The 15,995-nt window shown below is 47.0% G+C and carries 14 protein-coding genes; 13 read left to right on the top strand and 1 reads right to left on the bottom strand.

Going from position 1 to position 15,995, the window contains the following annotated elements:
- Positions 1–101 precede the first annotated feature (101 nt).
- The 13 genes from AC4CV5_RS15970 to lnrN all read left to right on the top strand — a co-directional run bounded on the left by AC4CV5_RS15970 (position 102) and on the right by lnrN (position 15,334).
- A complete protein-coding gene (locus tag AC4CV5_RS15970; protein ID WP_490923233.1) occupies positions 102–1,823 on the top strand; it encodes an ABC transporter ATP-binding protein in 1,722 nt (573 codons plus the stop codon).
- Complete coding sequence (locus tag AC4CV5_RS15965) at positions 1,817–3,631, top strand: ABC transporter ATP-binding protein (protein WP_490923231.1); 1,815 nt, start codon at positions 1,817–1,819, stop codon at positions 3,629–3,631. The genes AC4CV5_RS15970 and AC4CV5_RS15965 overlap by 7 nt, the downstream gene beginning before the upstream one ends.
- Before the next feature lie 153 nt (positions 3,632–3,784).
- Entirely contained in the window at positions 3,785–4,189 is a 405-nt protein-coding gene (catD, locus tag AC4CV5_RS15960; RefSeq protein ID WP_003239773.1) for a DoxX family oxidoreductase CatD, read from the top strand.
- A gap of 17 nt (positions 4,190–4,206) precedes the next feature.
- A complete protein-coding gene (gene catE / locus AC4CV5_RS15955; RefSeq protein ID WP_490923229.1) occupies positions 4,207–5,064 on the top strand; it encodes a catechol 2,3-dioxygenase in 858 nt (285 codons plus the stop codon).
- A gap of 93 nt (positions 5,065–5,157) precedes the next feature.
- Positions 5,158–6,102 carry an AraC family transcriptional regulator gene (locus tag AC4CV5_RS15950; RefSeq protein WP_490923227.1) on the top strand — a complete coding sequence of 315 codons (945 nt, stop codon included), beginning with the start codon at positions 5,158–5,160 and terminating at the stop codon, positions 6,100–6,102.
- A 174-nt stretch (positions 6,103–6,276) separates the two neighbouring features.
- Positions 6,277–7,734 carry a sugar porter family MFS transporter gene (locus tag AC4CV5_RS15945; protein ID WP_490923225.1) on the top strand — a complete coding sequence of 486 codons (1,458 nt, stop codon included), beginning with the start codon at positions 6,277–6,279 and terminating at the stop codon, positions 7,732–7,734.
- Between the two features lie 27 nt (positions 7,735–7,761).
- Complete coding sequence (locus AC4CV5_RS15940; protein WP_010330885.1) at positions 7,762–8,703, top strand: sugar phosphate isomerase/epimerase family protein; 942 nt, start codon at positions 7,762–7,764, stop codon at positions 8,701–8,703.
- Positions 8,704–8,712: 9 nt separating this feature from the next.
- Positions 8,713–9,894, top strand: a complete 1,182-nt coding sequence (locus AC4CV5_RS15935) for a Gfo/Idh/MocA family protein (RefSeq protein ID WP_080010252.1) — start codon at positions 8,713–8,715, stop codon at positions 9,892–9,894.
- 123 nt (positions 9,895–10,017) lie between these two features.
- Entirely contained in the window at positions 10,018–11,220 is a 1,203-nt protein-coding gene (locus AC4CV5_RS15930) for a sensor histidine kinase (RefSeq protein ID WP_490923224.1), read from the top strand.
- Positions 11,217–11,879, top strand: a complete 663-nt coding sequence (gene lnrK / locus AC4CV5_RS15925; protein ID WP_019713661.1) for a two-component system response regulator LnrK — start codon at positions 11,217–11,219, stop codon at positions 11,877–11,879. The genes AC4CV5_RS15930 and lnrK overlap by 4 nt, the downstream gene beginning before the upstream one ends.
- A 143-nt stretch (positions 11,880–12,022) precedes the next feature.
- Complete coding sequence (gene lnrL / locus AC4CV5_RS15920; protein ID WP_019713662.1) at positions 12,023–12,958, top strand: linearmycin resistance ATP-binding protein LnrL; 936 nt, start codon at positions 12,023–12,025, stop codon at positions 12,956–12,958.
- Positions 12,959–12,971: 13 nt separating this feature from the next.
- A complete protein-coding gene (gene lnrM / locus AC4CV5_RS15915; protein ID WP_166853867.1) occupies positions 12,972–14,162 on the top strand; it encodes a linearmycin resistance permease LnrM in 1,191 nt (396 codons plus the stop codon).
- Positions 14,163–14,176: 14 nt separating this feature from the next.
- Positions 14,177–15,334, top strand: coding sequence for a linearmycin resistance permease LnrN (lnrN, locus tag AC4CV5_RS15910; protein ID WP_490923222.1), 1,158 nt, complete (start codon positions 14,177–14,179; stop codon positions 15,332–15,334).
- 35 nt (positions 15,335–15,369) lie between these two features.
- On the opposite strand, the gene AC4CV5_RS15905 is transcribed toward lnrN, so the two are convergent.
- Positions 15,370–15,969: a GNAT family N-acetyltransferase gene (locus AC4CV5_RS15905; RefSeq protein WP_019713665.1), complete on the bottom strand. Its 600-nt coding sequence runs from the start codon at positions 15,967–15,969 to the stop codon at positions 15,370–15,372.
- Positions 15,970–15,995: the final 26 nt, after the last annotated feature.

The following is a 15,995-nucleotide window of genomic DNA, read 5'->3' as shown; positions in this document are numbered from 1 at the left end:
AGCCCTCCTTTTCGGGAGGGTTTTTGTTTGCCGCCAAAAAGACCGCCATAGTAAAGTAAAGAAAAAGACAATTGAGTAAAAAGGGGTTTGGAGGCTTTTACATGCAAAAGGCTTTATCGTTTTTAAAACCATACTCATCGCTGGTGGGGGTTGCGCTGATTCTCATGTTGACGGAGCTTGCGGTTGAACTGATGCAGCCTTTATTGATCGCAAAAATCATCGACGATGGGATTTTAAAGCAAGATCTCCGGCATGTGTGGACATGGGGCGCGGTCATGATCGGACTGACCGTGTTATCATTTGCGGCGGGAATGTTGAATTCCTTTTATGCCGCCCATGTCAGCCAAAGCTTTTCTTACGATACGAGAAAAGGGCTTTTTCAAAAGATACAGTCCTTCTCCTATTCTACATTTGGACAGTTTTCGTCCTCTTCGTACATCACAAGGCTGACAAACGATGTCACACAGGTTCAAAACATGATTTTTATGAGTTTGCGGTTTATGCTGCGGGCTCCGTTAATGATTGTAGGCGGCATTGTGCTGTCACTCACCGTTAACATGAAGCTCGGCTTTTTTCTGCTTGTAACCATTCCGATCCTGATCTTGTTTTTGCTATGGGTCTTAAAGAAAGGCGGGGCGCTATTCCGCTCAGTGCAGAAAAGGCTGGATCAGGTGAACACTGTCATGCAGGAAAACTTAACAGCGATTAAACTGATCAAGGCGCTGCTTCGAGGCAGCCACGAGGTCAAAAGATTTATCAAAGCCAACACGAGGCTGATGGAAAAAACCGTTTCGGCCTTTCAGCTTGTGGAATTCACGATGCCTGTGCTGATGCTGCTGATGAATCTCTGCATCCTTTTCATTTTGTGGGCAGGGGCCTACAGTATCAGGAACGGAAGCACTCAAGTCGGTGATGTTGTTGCGATTATTAACTACGCAACACGAATTACGGGCGCGCTTTCGATGTTTCCGTTTTTGATTATGATTTTCACCCGGGCGAAGGCTTCAGGTGATAGGATCGGTGAGGTGCTTGAGACGGAAGGTGATGAGCATGAGGAAGGCTTCATATCTGATCGTTTGTTGGGGCGGATTGAGTTTCAGCATGTATCCTTCCGTTATCCTGAAATGGACAGAGAGGCGCTGCGAAATGTCTCATTTTCCGCAAAGCCGAGGGAAACGATCGCGATTCTCGGTGCGACGGGATCGGGCAAGTCCACGCTTTTTCAGCTCATTCCACGGCTTTATCTGCCGGATTCAGGCAGCATTTACATAGATGAAAAGCCGATTTGCGATTTCCCGGCAGAGAGGCTTCGCAAGCAAATGGGATATGTACCGCAGGAAGTGCTCCTGTTTTCCGGCACAATCAAAGAAAATATCGCTTGGGGCAAAGAAAATGCTTCACTAGATGAAATAATGGAAGCGGCCAAACATGCGCAAATTCATGAAACGATTATAAAGCTCCCAAATGGATATGACACTGTTTTGGGGCAAAGAGGCGTCAACCTGTCCGGCGGCCAGAAACAGCGGATTTCCATTGCGCGGGCGCTGATCCGAAAGCCGGCCATCCTTCTTTTAGATGACAGCACAAGCGCGCTTGACCTGCAAACGGAGGCGAAGCTGCTTGAGGCGATCAGCACATATGAGTGCACAACTTTGATCATTACGCAAAAAATAACCACGGCGATGAGAGCTGATAAGATTTTGCTGCTTGAGGATGGCGAACTGATTGAAAGAGGCACGCACAGTGAGCTGCTTTCTGCATCTCAGTTATACAAGCGCATTTACGAGTCACAATTCGGAAGGGAGGGGAGCGAGTCATGTTAAAAGACATCCGCAAGCCTTTCCAATATCCCAAACTGCCAATTGACAAAAAAGAAGGCGTGAAAAAGCGGGCGAAAGCAAAGGATGCAAAAGGCACACTGAAGCGAATCTGGTCTTACTTGGCTGAACGAAAAGGACTGCTCATCCTTGTCATGCTGATGGTTGTCATCAGCGCGATATTCGGGCTCCTTGGCCCCTTTGTGATCGGAAAGGCCATCGACCATTTCATTGTCGGGCGAACGGTAAGCGGACTGGTTCCCGTTTTGCTTCTTCTGCTTGTCATTTATGTAATTCAGTCCCTGTCACTCTGGTTTCAAAACTATTGGATGATTGCGATTTCCCAAGGCACTGTTTTCAGAATGAGAAGCGAGTTGTTCACCCATCTGCATGAGCTGCCGATTCCGTTTTTTGATAAACAGCGGCACGGCGAGCTGATGAGCCGGGTGACGAATGACATCGAAAATGTCAGCTCGACCTTAAACACGTCGGTCATTCAAATTTTATCAAGCGTCATCACCTTTGTCGGAACGGTTGCGGTCATGCTGTACATGAGCCCGCTCCTTACAGTGATTACCCTGACCATCATTCCGGTGATGGCAGTAAGCCTGAGATGGATTACCAACCGGACGGGAAAGCTGTTTAAAGAACAGCAGAAAAACCTTGGTGAACTGAACGGATATATTGAGGAATCTGTTTCCGGCGCAAAGGTCATCAAAGCCTATTCGCGTGAGAAGCAGATTACTGCCGAATTTCTCGAAAAAAACGCTGCGCTCAAGACTTCGGGCTTCTGGGCACAGACGATTTCCGGGTTTATCCCGAAAGTCATGAACTCTTTGAATAACTTAAGCTTTACGATGATTGCGGCAATCGGCGGTCTGTTTGCGCTGAAAGGCTGGATCTCGATCGGCTCCATCGTCGTCTTTGCCGAGTATTCAAGACAATTTACACGCCCTTTAAATGATTTGGCCAACCAGTTTAATACAATGCTGTCCGCGATTGCCGGTGCTGAACGGGTGTTTGACGTACTTGATGAAAAAGAAGAGCGTGAGGATGAAAAGAACGCCGTGCATCAGCCGATTCAAACAGGCAGTATTGAATTCCGGGATGTGTCCTTCGGTTACGATGAAGGGCAGCAGACCTTGAAGCATTTACAGTTTACAGTGCCTGCCGGACAGTCCATCGCGTTTGTCGGACCGACGGGAGCGGGGAAAACAACTGTCACAAATCTTCTCGCCCGTTTTTACGAACCTAATGAGGGCAGGATTTTAATCGACGGTACAGATATTAAAACCCTCACTAGAGCAAGCCTGCGGAAAAACATGGGCTTTGTTCTTCAGGATTCGTTTTTGTTTCAGGGAACGATCAGAGAAAATATTCGCTACGGCAGGCTCGATGCATCTGATCAGGAAGTCGAAGCCGCGGCAAAAACAGCGAACGCCCACAGTTTTATTGAAAGGCTGCCAAAAGGGTATGATACCGTGCTGACGCAAAACGGATCAGGCATCAGCCAAGGACAGAAACAATTGATTTCTATAGCGCGGGCGGTGCTTGCCGATCCGGTTCTCCTGATCTTGGATGAAGCAACAAGCAACATTGATACCGTAACAGAAGTCAACATTCAAGAAGCGCTCGCCCGTTTAATGGAAGGAAGAACAAGCGTCATCATTGCCCACAGGCTGAACACCATTCAAAGAGCGGACCAGATTGTGGTGCTAAAAGACGGCGAAATGATTGAAAAAGGCAGTCATGACGAGCTGATCCGGCAAAAAGGATTTTATAGTGACTTATATCAAAGCCAATTTGAGAAATAGACCTTTGTCCTGCACAAAGGTCTTTTTTGTTACAGTTTTATAGTACTTTTATTTCATTTTCGTAAAATGTAACAAAATTACTTGACGTAAACAAGTTATGTATATATACTAGCTTACATTAAGTAAGTGATAACATTTATCAAGGAGGATAAAATGAATAAATCATTTGAAATTGGCACATTACTTTTAAGAGTTATTACAGGTATTATCTTTTTTGTTCACGGATTATCAAAGTTTCAGGGAATGGAAGGCACCATCCAATTTTTCGGCAGCATAGGCCTTCCAAGCTTTATGGCGTATGTCATTGCAGCGATTGAACTCGTTGGCGGGGTGCTTGTCTTCTTCGGATTGGCTACACGTATTGTCGGTGTTCTGTTTGCTCTCACGCTGATTGGTGCCATCATTACAGTCAAGCTGAAAGCGCCATTCATGGGCAATGCAGAATTTGATTACCTTCTGCTTTTGACATCAATCCACCTGGCTCTTTCTGGAAGCCGTTTCCTGGCGCTAGACCCACTTGTATTTAAAGCAAAAAAGAGCGAAAACGTATCAGCATAAGAAAAGAGGCAAACAGCATGACCAGCATTCATGAGGATACAAATATTGGCTATGTCAAACTCACAATCCGCAGTCTGGAGCGTTCTCTTCAGTTCTACTGTAACGTTATCGGCTTTCAAGTCTTACAAAAGACGGATCGCCAAGCTCAATTAACGGCTGACGGGAAACGTGTACTGCTTATTCTTGAAGAAAATCCAAGCGCCGTTGTCTTGCCTGAACGGTCTGTAACGGGCCTATATCACTTTGCGATTCTTCTTCCGAACAGGAAGGAACTTGGTATCGCGCTCGCCCGCCTGATTGAATACGGCATTGCAATCGGACATGGGGATCATGCTGTGAGCGAAGCACTCTACCTGTCTGATCCTGATGGAAACGGAATTGAAATGTACGCTGACCGCCCCCGCAGCACGTGGCAGCGTGATCAAGAAGGAAACTACGTCATGACGACAACCGCTGTTGACATTGAGGGTCTTATGGAAGAAGCCGGAGATGAGCGGAAAACAGCGCTTCCGAACGGTACCATCATCGGACACATTCACCTCCATGTCAGTGATTTGCACGAAGCAAAAGCGTTTTATACAGATGTGCTGGGCTTTGACATTGTCGGAAACTATGCGGGCATGTCCGCTCTCTTCGTTTCAGCCGGGGAATACCACCATCATATCGGCTTAAACATTTGGGCGGGAAGAAACGCGCCGCCAAAACCGACAAATGCCAGCGGACTAGACTATTACACGGTAGTCCTGCCTCATCAAGAGGAACTGGATCGAGTGACAGACCGAGTCAAACATGCCGGATATTCGATCGAAGAAAAGGAAAGCAGCTTCCGGGTGAAAGATCCTGTTTCCGGGGCCCATATTCTATTTGTGATTTGACTGTAATCCCTTTGCCGAAAAAACGGCAGAGGGATTTTTTATTTTTGTTCGCCTTGTTATGATGAGAGAACCAACTTTTAAGGAGGCGTTTACATGGAACTCAATCACCTTGTGACAGGCAAAATAGCTTTAAATCAATATGTGCATCGCTTAGAGCAAAAGGATGTTTCATTTTACGTCCACTATTGGGGAGCGATGACGAACCACTATAACACACTGCTTCATAAGCATTCCTTTTATGAAATTTGTTACGTCGTAAGAGGTGAAGGATATTACCTTGAAGGGGATCGTACATATCCGCTTCGTGAACAGACGTTTTTTTTGTCAAAGCCGGAGCATTTGCACCAAATCAAAAGTGAAACAGGGCTGTTCCTTTTTTATGTCGCTTTCGAGCTGAGCGAGGACCAGTCAAGCGCTGAATGGATCAAAGTGATGGAAGATGTGAAACAAAGCCCTCTTACCACAGTTCAAATGAAAGATGGCGAACCGCCGGGCCTGTTTTGGAAAACATTAATGCTGCAAGCAGCGAAGCCAGTCAATGCTTTTGACAAAGAGATCCTATCACAATTGTCGCAGGCTTTGATCCTTTCATTAATCCAAACCTTTCTCCCGTCTGCCCATCGGCCGAAACAAAAGCAGCCCATTCAAACATCCTCTGCATTGCTGACAGAGGTGAAACTGCACATTAAAGACAATTTGTCACAGCCCTTAAAGCTGACGGATGTCGCCAGTCACTTTCATATCTCAGGGAGGCACTTGTCACGTTTATTTGCAGCAGAACTGGGCGTCAGCTACTCTGAATTTGTCCAAAATGAAAAGATAAATAAAGCTGCCGAGCTGCTGAAATCAACGAATCTATCAATCAAAGAAATTGCGGAAGAAATCGGATTTACGGTGCATTATTTCACACGCGTGTTTTCCGCCAAAATCGGCAGCTCTCCAGGGCTTTTCCGTTCCCTTTATAAGGACTCAAAAATGACTGCATTTCAAATCAATAAATCTTTTCAAAAAATCGAACAGGCCAAGCCGCATGAATAAGATGTCCTGAAATGACAAAACAATGTCTCTATATGATAAAGACGCGAGAAATCTCGGTGTCTTATAATCTTCTAAGAAAGCGGTTACAAGAATAGGTGTTGCTGAAGGAGGGATGTATTGGCTTATGCTTGGTGTCGGGTGCTCTGCCATTCTTGAAAGAAGGGGAAGAAAACCATGAGTGCAAAGGAAAAGAAAGAGGCTGTAAAAGGAAAAGAAAGTTTAGCTCATAAAGGGCTTTTACGAACGATTACATTGGTATCTACATTCGGCGGGCTTTTGTTCGGTTATGATACGGGCGTCATAAATGGGGCACTTCCTTTTATGGCAACTGCAGGCCAACTGAATCTTACACCTGTTACAGAAGGACTGGTTGCGAGTTCCCTGCTTCTCGGGGCAGCCTTCGGAGCGATGTTTGGAGGACGTCTGTCCGATAAGCACGGCCGCCGAAAAACGATCCTTTATTTAGCTTTACTATTCATTGCGGCCACACTTGGCTGTACCTTTTCTCCAAATGTGTCCGTCATGATTGCCTTTCGTTTTCTTCTCGGACTAGCGGTTGGCTGCGCTTCTGTAACGGTTCCAACTTTTTTAGCAGAGATTTCGCCAGCAGAACGCAGGGGGCGAATCGTGACACAAAATGAACTGATGATTGTGATTGGCCAGCTGCTGGCTTACACCTTTAACGCCATTATCGGGAACACAATGGGGGAGAGCGCAAATGTATGGCGGTATATGCTGGTCATCGCGACACTTCCGGCTGTTGCGTTATGGTTCGGAATGCTCATCGTGCCTGAAAGCCCGCGCTGGCTGGCGGCTAAAGGCAGAATGGGTGACGCCCTGCGGGTGCTTAAGCAAATCCGTGAAGACAGCCGGGCACAGCAGGAAATCAAAGAAATCAAACATGCGATCGCGATTGAGGGCACATCAAAAAAAGCCGGCTTTCATGATTTTCAAGAGCCGTGGACTAGGCGCATTCTATTGATTGGGATCGGAATCGCCATCGTCCAGCAAATTACCGGTGTCAATTCGATCATGTACTATGGGACAGAAATTCTGAGAGAAGCCGGCTTTCAAACAGAAGCTGCATTGATCGGCAATATTGCAAACGGAGTTATTTCAGTCATCGCGGTCATTTTTGGGATCTGGCTTCTCGGCAAGGTCCGCCGCCGGCCCATGCTGATCATCGGACAGATTGGCACGATGACAGCCCTTCTGCTGATCGGAATTTTATCCATTGTTCTTGAAGGAACAGCAGCCCTGCCATATGTTGTGCTGAGTTTGACCGTTTTGTTTCTTGCGTTTCAGCAGGCTGCCATTTCTACGGTGACGTGGCTCATGCTCTCGGAAATTTTTCCGATGCATGTGCGGGGACTTGGCATGGGGATCAGCACCTTCTGCTTGTGGACAGCTAACTTTCTCATTGGATTCACCTTTCCCATTTTGCTCAATCATATTGGAATGTCGGCAACATTTTTTATCTTTGTCGCAATGAATATTCTAGCGATTCTATTTGTGAAAAAATATGTGCCTGAGACAAAAGGGCGGTCACTTGAACAGCTTGAGCATTCATTCCGCCAGTATGGCCGCCAAGCTGATCAGGAAATGCCGAATCAAACGACTCACTTTTCGTAACTTGCAGATACTAGGAGGAATCTATCAATGAAACTATCTTATGTAACAGACAGCTTAGGACATTTGCCTTTTGAAGAAATGCTCGATTTTGCCGCGGAACTTGGCATTGATACGCTTGAAATGACAACTGGAGGCTGGTCGCCGGCACCTCACTTGAATCTTGACGAATTGCTGCAAAGCAGCAAGAAAAGAGAAGAACTTTCAGCCGCGCTGGAAAAGCGGAATATGACACTTTGCGCTTTAAACTGCTCGGGGAATCCTTTAGATCCAGGCGAACTGGGCAAATCGCACAGAGAAGTAACGGACAAAACGATGGAGCTGGCTGGATTATTAGGTGTCAAAAAAGTGATCATGATGAGCGGCCTGCCAGCCGGCGGCCCGGACGACAAAGTGCCGAACTGGATCACATACACAGTGAGCTGGCCTCCCGTTTTAAAAGATATTCTCAACTATCAATGGGAAGACGTTGCGATTCCGTATTGGAAGGAACTTGTCAAAAAAGCGGAAGCCTGCGGAGTGGAAAAAATTGCGCTTGAAAATTTCAGCTCTCAATTAGTCTATAATCCTGAGACTCTCTTTCGGCTCAGAAACGCGGTCGGCCCGATGGTCGGTTTGAATCTTGATCCGAGCCACTTATTATGGATGGGTGCAGACCCGATCATCGCAGCAAGGAAGCTCGGAGAAGCCATTCACCATGTTCATGGGAAAGATGTCAGAATTGAAAGACATTTAGCCGCGGTAAATGGGTTTTTAGAAACAAAAGAAGTGACAGATCCTGCGAACCGGGCATGGAATTACGTAGCAGTCGGCTGCGGACAGGATTTACAGTGGTGGAAGGAATTTTTTTCAGTCGTCAAAATGATGGGGTATGACGGTGAGGTTTCCTTAGAAATGGAGGACCTGACGATGTCGCCTGAAGCGGGCGTCCGCACTTCTGTAGAAGCTTTAAAACAAACCATCAGCCAATAGGAGGTTTTCATGATGCTAAATGGAGAAAGAATCATTTCAAAGCCGCTGCGCTGGGCAATGGTAGGCGGCGGACGGCTCAGCCAGGTTGGATATAAACATCGTATTGGAGCGTTGAGAGATAATACTGCCTTTCAATTAACCGCAGGGGCCTTTGATATCGATGCCGAAAGAGGAAAAGACTTCGGGGTGAACCTCGGAGTAGATGCGGAGCGCTGTTATGCCGACTATCAAACCATGTTTGCGGAGGAAGCGAAAAGAGTGGATGGCATAGAGGTTGTATCGATTGCCACTCCAAACGGCACTCATTATGAGATCTGTAAGGCAGCACTTGAAGCAGATCTTCATGTCATCTGTGAAAAACCGCTGTTCTTCACTTCAGAAGAGGGCTATGAAATCAAAACGCTCGCAGAGAAAAAAGGCAAAATCGTCGGCGTGACATACGGCTTTTCCGGCAATCAAATGCTTCTTCAAATGCGCGCGATGGTTGAGCAAGGGAGGATCGGCGATATTCGCGTGGTTGACTTGCAGTACACACACGGTTTTTGTGCAGCAGATGAAGGCGAAAACATAAGCGCTGCACAAAAATGGCGTGTCGACCCTGCAATCGCCGGGCCAAGCTTTGTGCTGGGCGATTTATCTACCCACACATACTATATGTCGCAGCTCATTATGCCGAAGATGAAAATTAAAGAGCTGCTGTGTGACCGCCAGAGCTTCGTCGGCAGCCGCGCGCCGCTGGAGGACAATGCCCATGTGCTGATGCATTATGAAAACGGGGCGGTCGGGACGATGTGGACATCATCAATCAATGCCGGATGTATGGATGGCCACAGAATCCGGATTGTCGGCTCAAAAGCAAGCCTCGAATGGTGGGACAGCAAACCGAACGAACTGATGTATGAAGTGCAGGGAGAGCCTATTCAGACACTCGTTCGCGGCATGCCGTATTTAGACGGTGCGTGCAGCGCCGATGAACGTCTGGGCGCTTTACACAGCGAAGGGCTGTCAGACGCGTGGGCCAACATTTATCTTAAGTTTGCCATTGCAATTGACGCAAAAAAACGCGAAGATCAAGAAACACTGAACAACTTGGTTTATCCTGACATTGACGCAGGGATCGAGGGCATCCGCTGGATTGAGAATTGTGTACGTTCAGCAGACCAAGGGTCCGTATGGGTTGAATTTGAATAATAAGTGGAAGACGCCGCATATGACATAAAGTTCATATGCGGTTTTTATTTTCCAGAAACTCCTGTCAAAAATGACCTGAGGCAGGTATGATAAGAAAGGAATTGGGTATCGGGAGTGATGAGCGTGAAGGCTCTTATATTTACTAGGATTTTCACCTTAATGGTAAGTTGTTCGGTTTACTTTTTTCTTGTAAAAGATGACCGTTGGTTTGAGTATTTGTTCATCGCTGGCGGTGCGGGTGTGTTCTTAGCAAATCATCTCTTATTAAGAGTAGGGAAATATGCCGTTATTTTTTGTTTGATTGATATTGCAGTTGGCTTTTCGTTCGGTTTCATGTTTCCGGGTACAGGTTTATATATCACATTGCTCAGCCCGGTTGCTGTTACCTTTTTTTTGAAAGGGTTTGACCGAAAAACAGTATGGTCTGTGCTTTGTTATTGTTTTATCATGTGGCTGATTGTGCTTATTCGTACATATCGTATGTTCGGCGATGAATATGTTATGGATCATTGTATCAGCATGACATTCGTTGTCTTTTGCGGAGTCGTCGGCAAATTAATCCGCAAGCTGTTGGATACGCAGGAAACGGCAAAACAGCAGTTTCAGGAACTGACAGAGTCTCACTTTGCGCTGTCTGCTGCGCACCAGGAACTCCATTTATATGCGAAGCAGGTTGAAGAGCTGACTGCCATTCATGAGCGGAACAGAATGGCAAGGGAAATCCATGATACAGTAGGACACAAAATGACGGCGCTCCTCGTGCAGCTGCAGCTTCTGCGTGAATGGCAAAAAAGAGACAGCCAAAAAGCGGAGGAGACCGTTGGGGTATGTGAAACGCTTGCCCGTGAAGCGCTCGATGATGTCCGCTTATCAGTACGCACCCTGCAAACGGATAACGACCCTTCGTTAATCGATTCATTGAAACAGCTGACAGAAGACTTTTACAAAAATGCAGGAGTCACAACCGAACTTGCGGTCAGCGGCGATCCGGCGATAATCCCGCTGTCACTTCATCCGACCTTGGTCAGAACGGTGCAGGAGGCATTGACCAATGCCAAACGGCACGGCGGCGCTACAGCCTGTTCGATCCAGCTTGCCTGCACAGTGGAAAGTATCAGCCTTGTCATTAAGGATGACGGAAAAGGAAATGCCGAGGCGGCACTTGGCTTTGGCCTCTTGAATATGAAAAAGCGGGCAGCGGAGCATGGGGGTATGATCCGCTTTGAGAGCGAACGGGACCAAGGGTTTGCTGTAATCGCTGAATTTTCACTGGCAAATAAAAAATGGAGCTTTGGGCCCGCGCAGCAAAAGGAGAGTTTATCATGATTAAGATCATCATTACCGACGATCAGGATATCGTCAGAGAAGGGCTGGCATCGCTGCTTCAGCTCAGAGAAGAGCTTGATGTGGTCGCCACGGCGCGAAACGGACAGGAAGCCTTCGAAAAGGCGAAAGAACTTGAGCCGGATATCGTGTTAATGGATATCCGAATGCCGGTGTCCAACGGAGTTGAAGGGACAAAAATGATTACAAGCTCTTTACCCGGCGTAAAGGTTTTGATGCTGACAACATTCAAAGATTCAGAGCTGATTGCAGAAGCACTTGAAGAAGGAGCGAGCGGGTACCTGCTGAAGGACATGTCAGCCGATACAATTGTTAAAGCGGTGATGACTGTTCAATCTGGCGGAATGGTGCTTCCTCCAGAACTGACTGCCCAAATGCTGAATGAGTGGAAGCATGAAAAACAGCTGAAAGGAATAAACGAGATAGAAAAACCTAAGGAGCTGCTCGACCTGACCGAGCGTGAAATGGAAGTTCTGGCCGAGCTGGGGTACGGGCTGAATAACAAAGAAATTGCCGAAAAGCTGTACATTACAGAAGGCACAGTAAAAAATCACGTGTCAAACATCATCAGCAAGCTGGCTGTCAGGGACAGAACCCAAGCCGCCATCTATTCCGTCAGATATGGTGTATCTGTCTTTTGACATATGACGTTCAGCACATGCGTCTCTTTGAAAAGGCCTTTTACAGGCTTTTTTTTCATGCCTTATGATCTATCTGCCGCTACATGCCGCACGCCTTTCTTTTATCTACAATGACAATGGGATTAAAAAAGGAGTGAAACGACGTGCTGCAAGCAGAAAACATCAAAAAGGCATATGGGAAAAAAACAATCGTGAAAGGCATTTCTTTTTCTCTGCAAAAGGGGGAGTCGTTCGGGCTGCTTGGGCCAAACGGTGCGGGGAAGTCCACAACCATCTCGATGATTTCCGGCCTCGTGCCGCATGACAGCGGAAACATCACAGTGGGCGGCTATGTCATCGGAAAAGAAACGGTAAAAGCGAAACAAAAAATCGGCGTTGTCCCGCAGGAAATTGCTTTATATCCGACGCTGACGGCTAATGAGAATCTTATGTTTTGGGGGAAAATGTACGGACTAACGCACGGCGAAGCCAAAAAAAGGTCGGCAGAGGTCCTTGAATATGTCAGCCTGACTGAGCGGGCCAAAGATAAAATTGAAACATTCTCAGGCGGAATGAAACGGAGAATCAACATCGGTGCTGCCTTAATGCACAAACCTGAGCTGCTGATCATGGATGAACCGACTGTTGGTATTGATCCCCAATCGAGAAATCATATTTTAGAAACGGTGAAACAGCTCAATGAAACGGGTATGACGGTGATCTATACGAGTCATTACATGGAAGAGGTCGAGTATTTATGTGATCGGATTGGCATTATTGATCAAGGAGAAATGATTGCGATCGGCACAAAAACTGATTTATGCAGCCGCATTGGAGGCGATACGATCATTCAGCTCACTGTCAGCGGAATCGATGAAGCGTTTCTTTTTGCAATTCGTTCCCTGGCTCATGTGAATGATGTGACAGTACACGAGTCAGAGCTCAAAATTGACATTTCTGCGGCTCATCATGAGAAGGTAGTTACCAGTCTGCTTGCGGAAGCAACTGCCCATCACATCAACCTGCTGTCTCTTCAGGTGCAGGAACCAAACCTGGAGCGTCTGTTTCTGAATCTGACCGGCCGCACTTTGCGGGATTAAGGGGGGGACGGCTATGAAAAAAAGCATATGGATCGCATGGAAGGATGTCAAAATCAGAATCACGGACAAAAAAGGGTTTATGATGCTTATCTTAATGCCGCTGATCCTGACCTGTATTTTAGGGGCCGCGCTCGGATCGGTTGTTGACGGAGGCAGCCAGATTGACGACATCAAAGTCGGCTATGTTCAATCAGACCAGTCAGAAGCAGCGAACATGTTTAAAACAGATGTGCTCAAAAAAATGAACTCGATAAAGGTCACACAAGCCAGCAGCGAGGACGAGATGAAGAACCTGCTCGATGAAAAGAAAATCGATGTCGGTATCGTTATCCCGAACCATTGGGAAGCCGGCAAAACGTCAGCCTTTATTTATGCTGATCCTGATCAAACATTAAAAAGTTCCATTATCGAAACAGCCGCCGCATCTTTCATAGACCAATATAAAGCGGTAAAAGAAGCCGCGTCAGCCTCAATGGACTACATCAGCAAAACGGCAGCTGTCAAGCAAGGAAAACTTGACCCTTCACGTTTTGCAGAAAAGCTGGTAAAGGCGCTTGAAGAGGAAACGGGTGACAAACCAACAGTGACGGAAAGATCAGTCGGCAGCAAGGCAGTTACCAGTTTTCAATACTATTCGGCGGCAATGCTTTGCATGTTTATGCTGTTTCATATGACAGTTGGGGCGAAATCATTTTTACAGGAAAAGGAGACGGAAACGCTTGCCAGAATGTTGATGACGCCTGTACAAAAATACGCCATTCTCTTCGGAAAATGGCTCGGAACCTATCTATTTGCCATCATACAATTTTTTATTTTTCTGATCGTCACGATCAATGTATTTGGTGTGAACTGGGGCGGCAATCTGCTGTTTGTGAGTGTGCTCGGGCTTTCATACGCTGCAGCTGTATCCGGCATTTCCATGCTGCTTGCGTCGTGCATCAGCGATATGAAATCAGCCGATGCGATAGGCGGCTTCGGCATTCAATTGCTTGCGGTTCTCGGCGGGTCCATGCTGCCGCTGTACCAATTTCCGGACTTCTTGCAGTCTGTATCAAAAGCGGTGCCGAATCGATGGGCGCTTGATGGCTTTCTTTCTCTAATGGAAGGCGGAGGCTGGGCTGACCTTCAAAAGCCTGTGCTTCTTTTTGCGGTGATCGGCCTTTGTTCACTCGTGCTTGGCATCAGACGGCTTCATAGAAGATAAGGAGGTACACCAGGGTGAAAAAAATCATAGCCATTTGCGGCATTGAGCTTTCTCTCATTTTCAAGAAGCGGCAGAACTATTTGATGATGTTCGCTGCCCCGCTTTTGCTGACTTTTGTATTTGGGGGGATGCTTGGCAGCAATGATGATAAGTTGCATCTTGCCATCGTTGATCAGGATGACACGATTCTCTCGCAGCATTATATTCGACAGCTGAAGACACACGATGATATGTATACATTCGATAGCATGTCTGAAAGTAGAGCGTCGGAAAAGCTGAAGCAAAAGAAAATTGCCGGGGTCATCGTCATATCCCGCTCGTTTCAGGCACAGCTCGAAAAAGGAAAAAATCCGGGGCTGATCTTCCGGCACGGTCCGGAGCTGTCGGAAGCACCGATGGCCAAACAGTATGCAGAAAGCGCATTGGCAAAGCTTAATATTCAGGTTGCCGCGGCGAAAACGGCTGCTCAGGCAGCGGGGGAGAACTGGAAGGCGGCTTATAAAACAGTTATTGCCAAAGACCATGAAGATGCAGTACCAACAGTAAAACAAAAGTCCCTCAGCGATAAAAAGGAAGCCGCGGGTGCAAGTGATATAGCTTCCAGAGCAGCAGGCTTTTCCATTCTCTTTGTCATGTTGACAATGATGGGGGCGGCAGGAACCATTATAGAGGCAAGAAAAAACGGCGTTTGGTCCAGATTGCTTACAGCCTCTGTCAGCCGGGCGGAAATTGGTGCGGGGTATGTGCTGTCCTTCTTCGTCATTGGCTGGATTCAATTTGGCATCTTGCTTCTTGCAACCCATTGGCTGTTTGGCATCAACTGGGGGAACCCGGCTGCGGTTATTGTGTTAGTGTCGCTTTTTCTGCTTACCGTTGTCGGTATCGGATTGGTGATTGCGGCCAATGTCAGAACGCCGGAACAGCAGCTTGCGTTTGGCAACTTGTTCGTCATCGCAACGTGTATGGTAAGCGGAATGTATTGGCCGATAGACATTGAACCGAAATTTATGCAGTCCATCGCTGAATTTCTTCCGCAAAAGTGGGCGATGAGCGGGCTCACTGAGATAATGGCTAACGGTGCCCACGTCACAGATATACTCGGGGTCTGCGGCATCTTGCTTGCTTTTGCGGCAATTACTTTCACAGCGGGACTGAAAGCGCTCCGCGCCTAAAAAACATCTGCCCCCGGGCAGATGTTTTTTCGCAATCATTTTGTTTTTTCTGTAAGCTTTAGTCTCTGTTCCAAATTCTGTTTCACGCTCGGCCAGTCACTGTCGATGATGCTGTAAAATACCGAATTGCGGAATGTTCCGTCTTTTCTGATCATTTGGTTTCGCAATGTGCCTTCTCTAACTGCTCCAAGCCGTTCAATCGCCTTTTGCGATCTGATATTCCGCTCATCTGTTTTGAACTGCACCCGAATCGTGTTCAGCTGTTCAAAGCAATACTGTAACAGCACATATTTGCATTCTGTGTTGAACGAGGTTCCCCACACTGAAGGGTGAAACCACGTCCAGCCGATCTCAAGGCTCCTTGAAGCGGATGACATATACAGAAATCGCGTCGTGCCGACGATTTTGCCAGTTTCACGATGAATAATCACGAATGGACATTCTGCTCCGGACTCTTTCGTTTGCAGCGCTTCCTCTACAAAAGCCTCCATATCATGCAGCGTTGTAATGGTTTTCGGTAAATGGGTCCAGATGTTTTCATCATTTGCAGCTTCGTATAAACCTTGGATATGGCTTTTGTCCATCGGCACAACTTGGACCTGTTTCCCTGTTAATTCATTGAATGTCACATTCATCCTTTGTCCTCCCACTTCAAGTATCG

It is taken from the genome of Bacillus sp. NS1 (assembly GCF_058248265.1).
This window is presented reverse-complemented; position numbering and strand designations above follow the sequence as displayed.

What these genes read in the sequence shown, in the direction of transcription:
- AC4CV5_RS15950 (WP_490923227.1), top strand. Translation starts at nt 5,158, where the DNA reads ATGGAACTCAATCACCTTGTGACAGGCAAAATAGCTTTAAATCAATAT.
- lnrM (WP_166853867.1), top strand. Translation starts at nt 12,972, where the DNA reads ATGAAAAAAAGCATATGGATCGCATGGAAGGATGTCAAAATCAGAATC.
- catD (WP_003239773.1), top strand. Translation starts at nt 3,785, where the DNA reads ATGAATAAATCATTTGAAATTGGCACATTACTTTTAAGAGTTATTACA.
- lnrK (WP_019713661.1), top strand. Translation starts at nt 11,217, where the DNA reads ATGATTAAGATCATCATTACCGACGATCAGGATATCGTCAGAGAAGGG.
- AC4CV5_RS15965 (WP_490923231.1), top strand. Translation starts at nt 1,817, where the DNA reads ATGTTAAAAGACATCCGCAAGCCTTTCCAATATCCCAAACTGCCAATT.
- AC4CV5_RS15945 (WP_490923225.1), top strand. Translation starts at nt 6,277, where the DNA reads ATGAGTGCAAAGGAAAAGAAAGAGGCTGTAAAAGGAAAAGAAAGTTTA.
- AC4CV5_RS15970 (WP_490923233.1), top strand. Translation starts at nt 102, where the DNA reads ATGCAAAAGGCTTTATCGTTTTTAAAACCATACTCATCGCTGGTGGGG.
- catE (WP_490923229.1), top strand. Translation starts at nt 4,207, where the DNA reads ATGACCAGCATTCATGAGGATACAAATATTGGCTATGTCAAACTCACA.
- AC4CV5_RS15940 (WP_010330885.1), top strand. Translation starts at nt 7,762, where the DNA reads ATGAAACTATCTTATGTAACAGACAGCTTAGGACATTTGCCTTTTGAA.
- AC4CV5_RS15935 (WP_080010252.1), top strand. Translation starts at nt 8,713, where the DNA reads ATGATGCTAAATGGAGAAAGAATCATTTCAAAGCCGCTGCGCTGGGCA.
- AC4CV5_RS15905 (WP_019713665.1), bottom strand. Translation starts at nt 15,969, where the DNA reads ATGAATGTGACATTCAATGAATTAACAGGGAAACAGGTCCAAGTTGTG.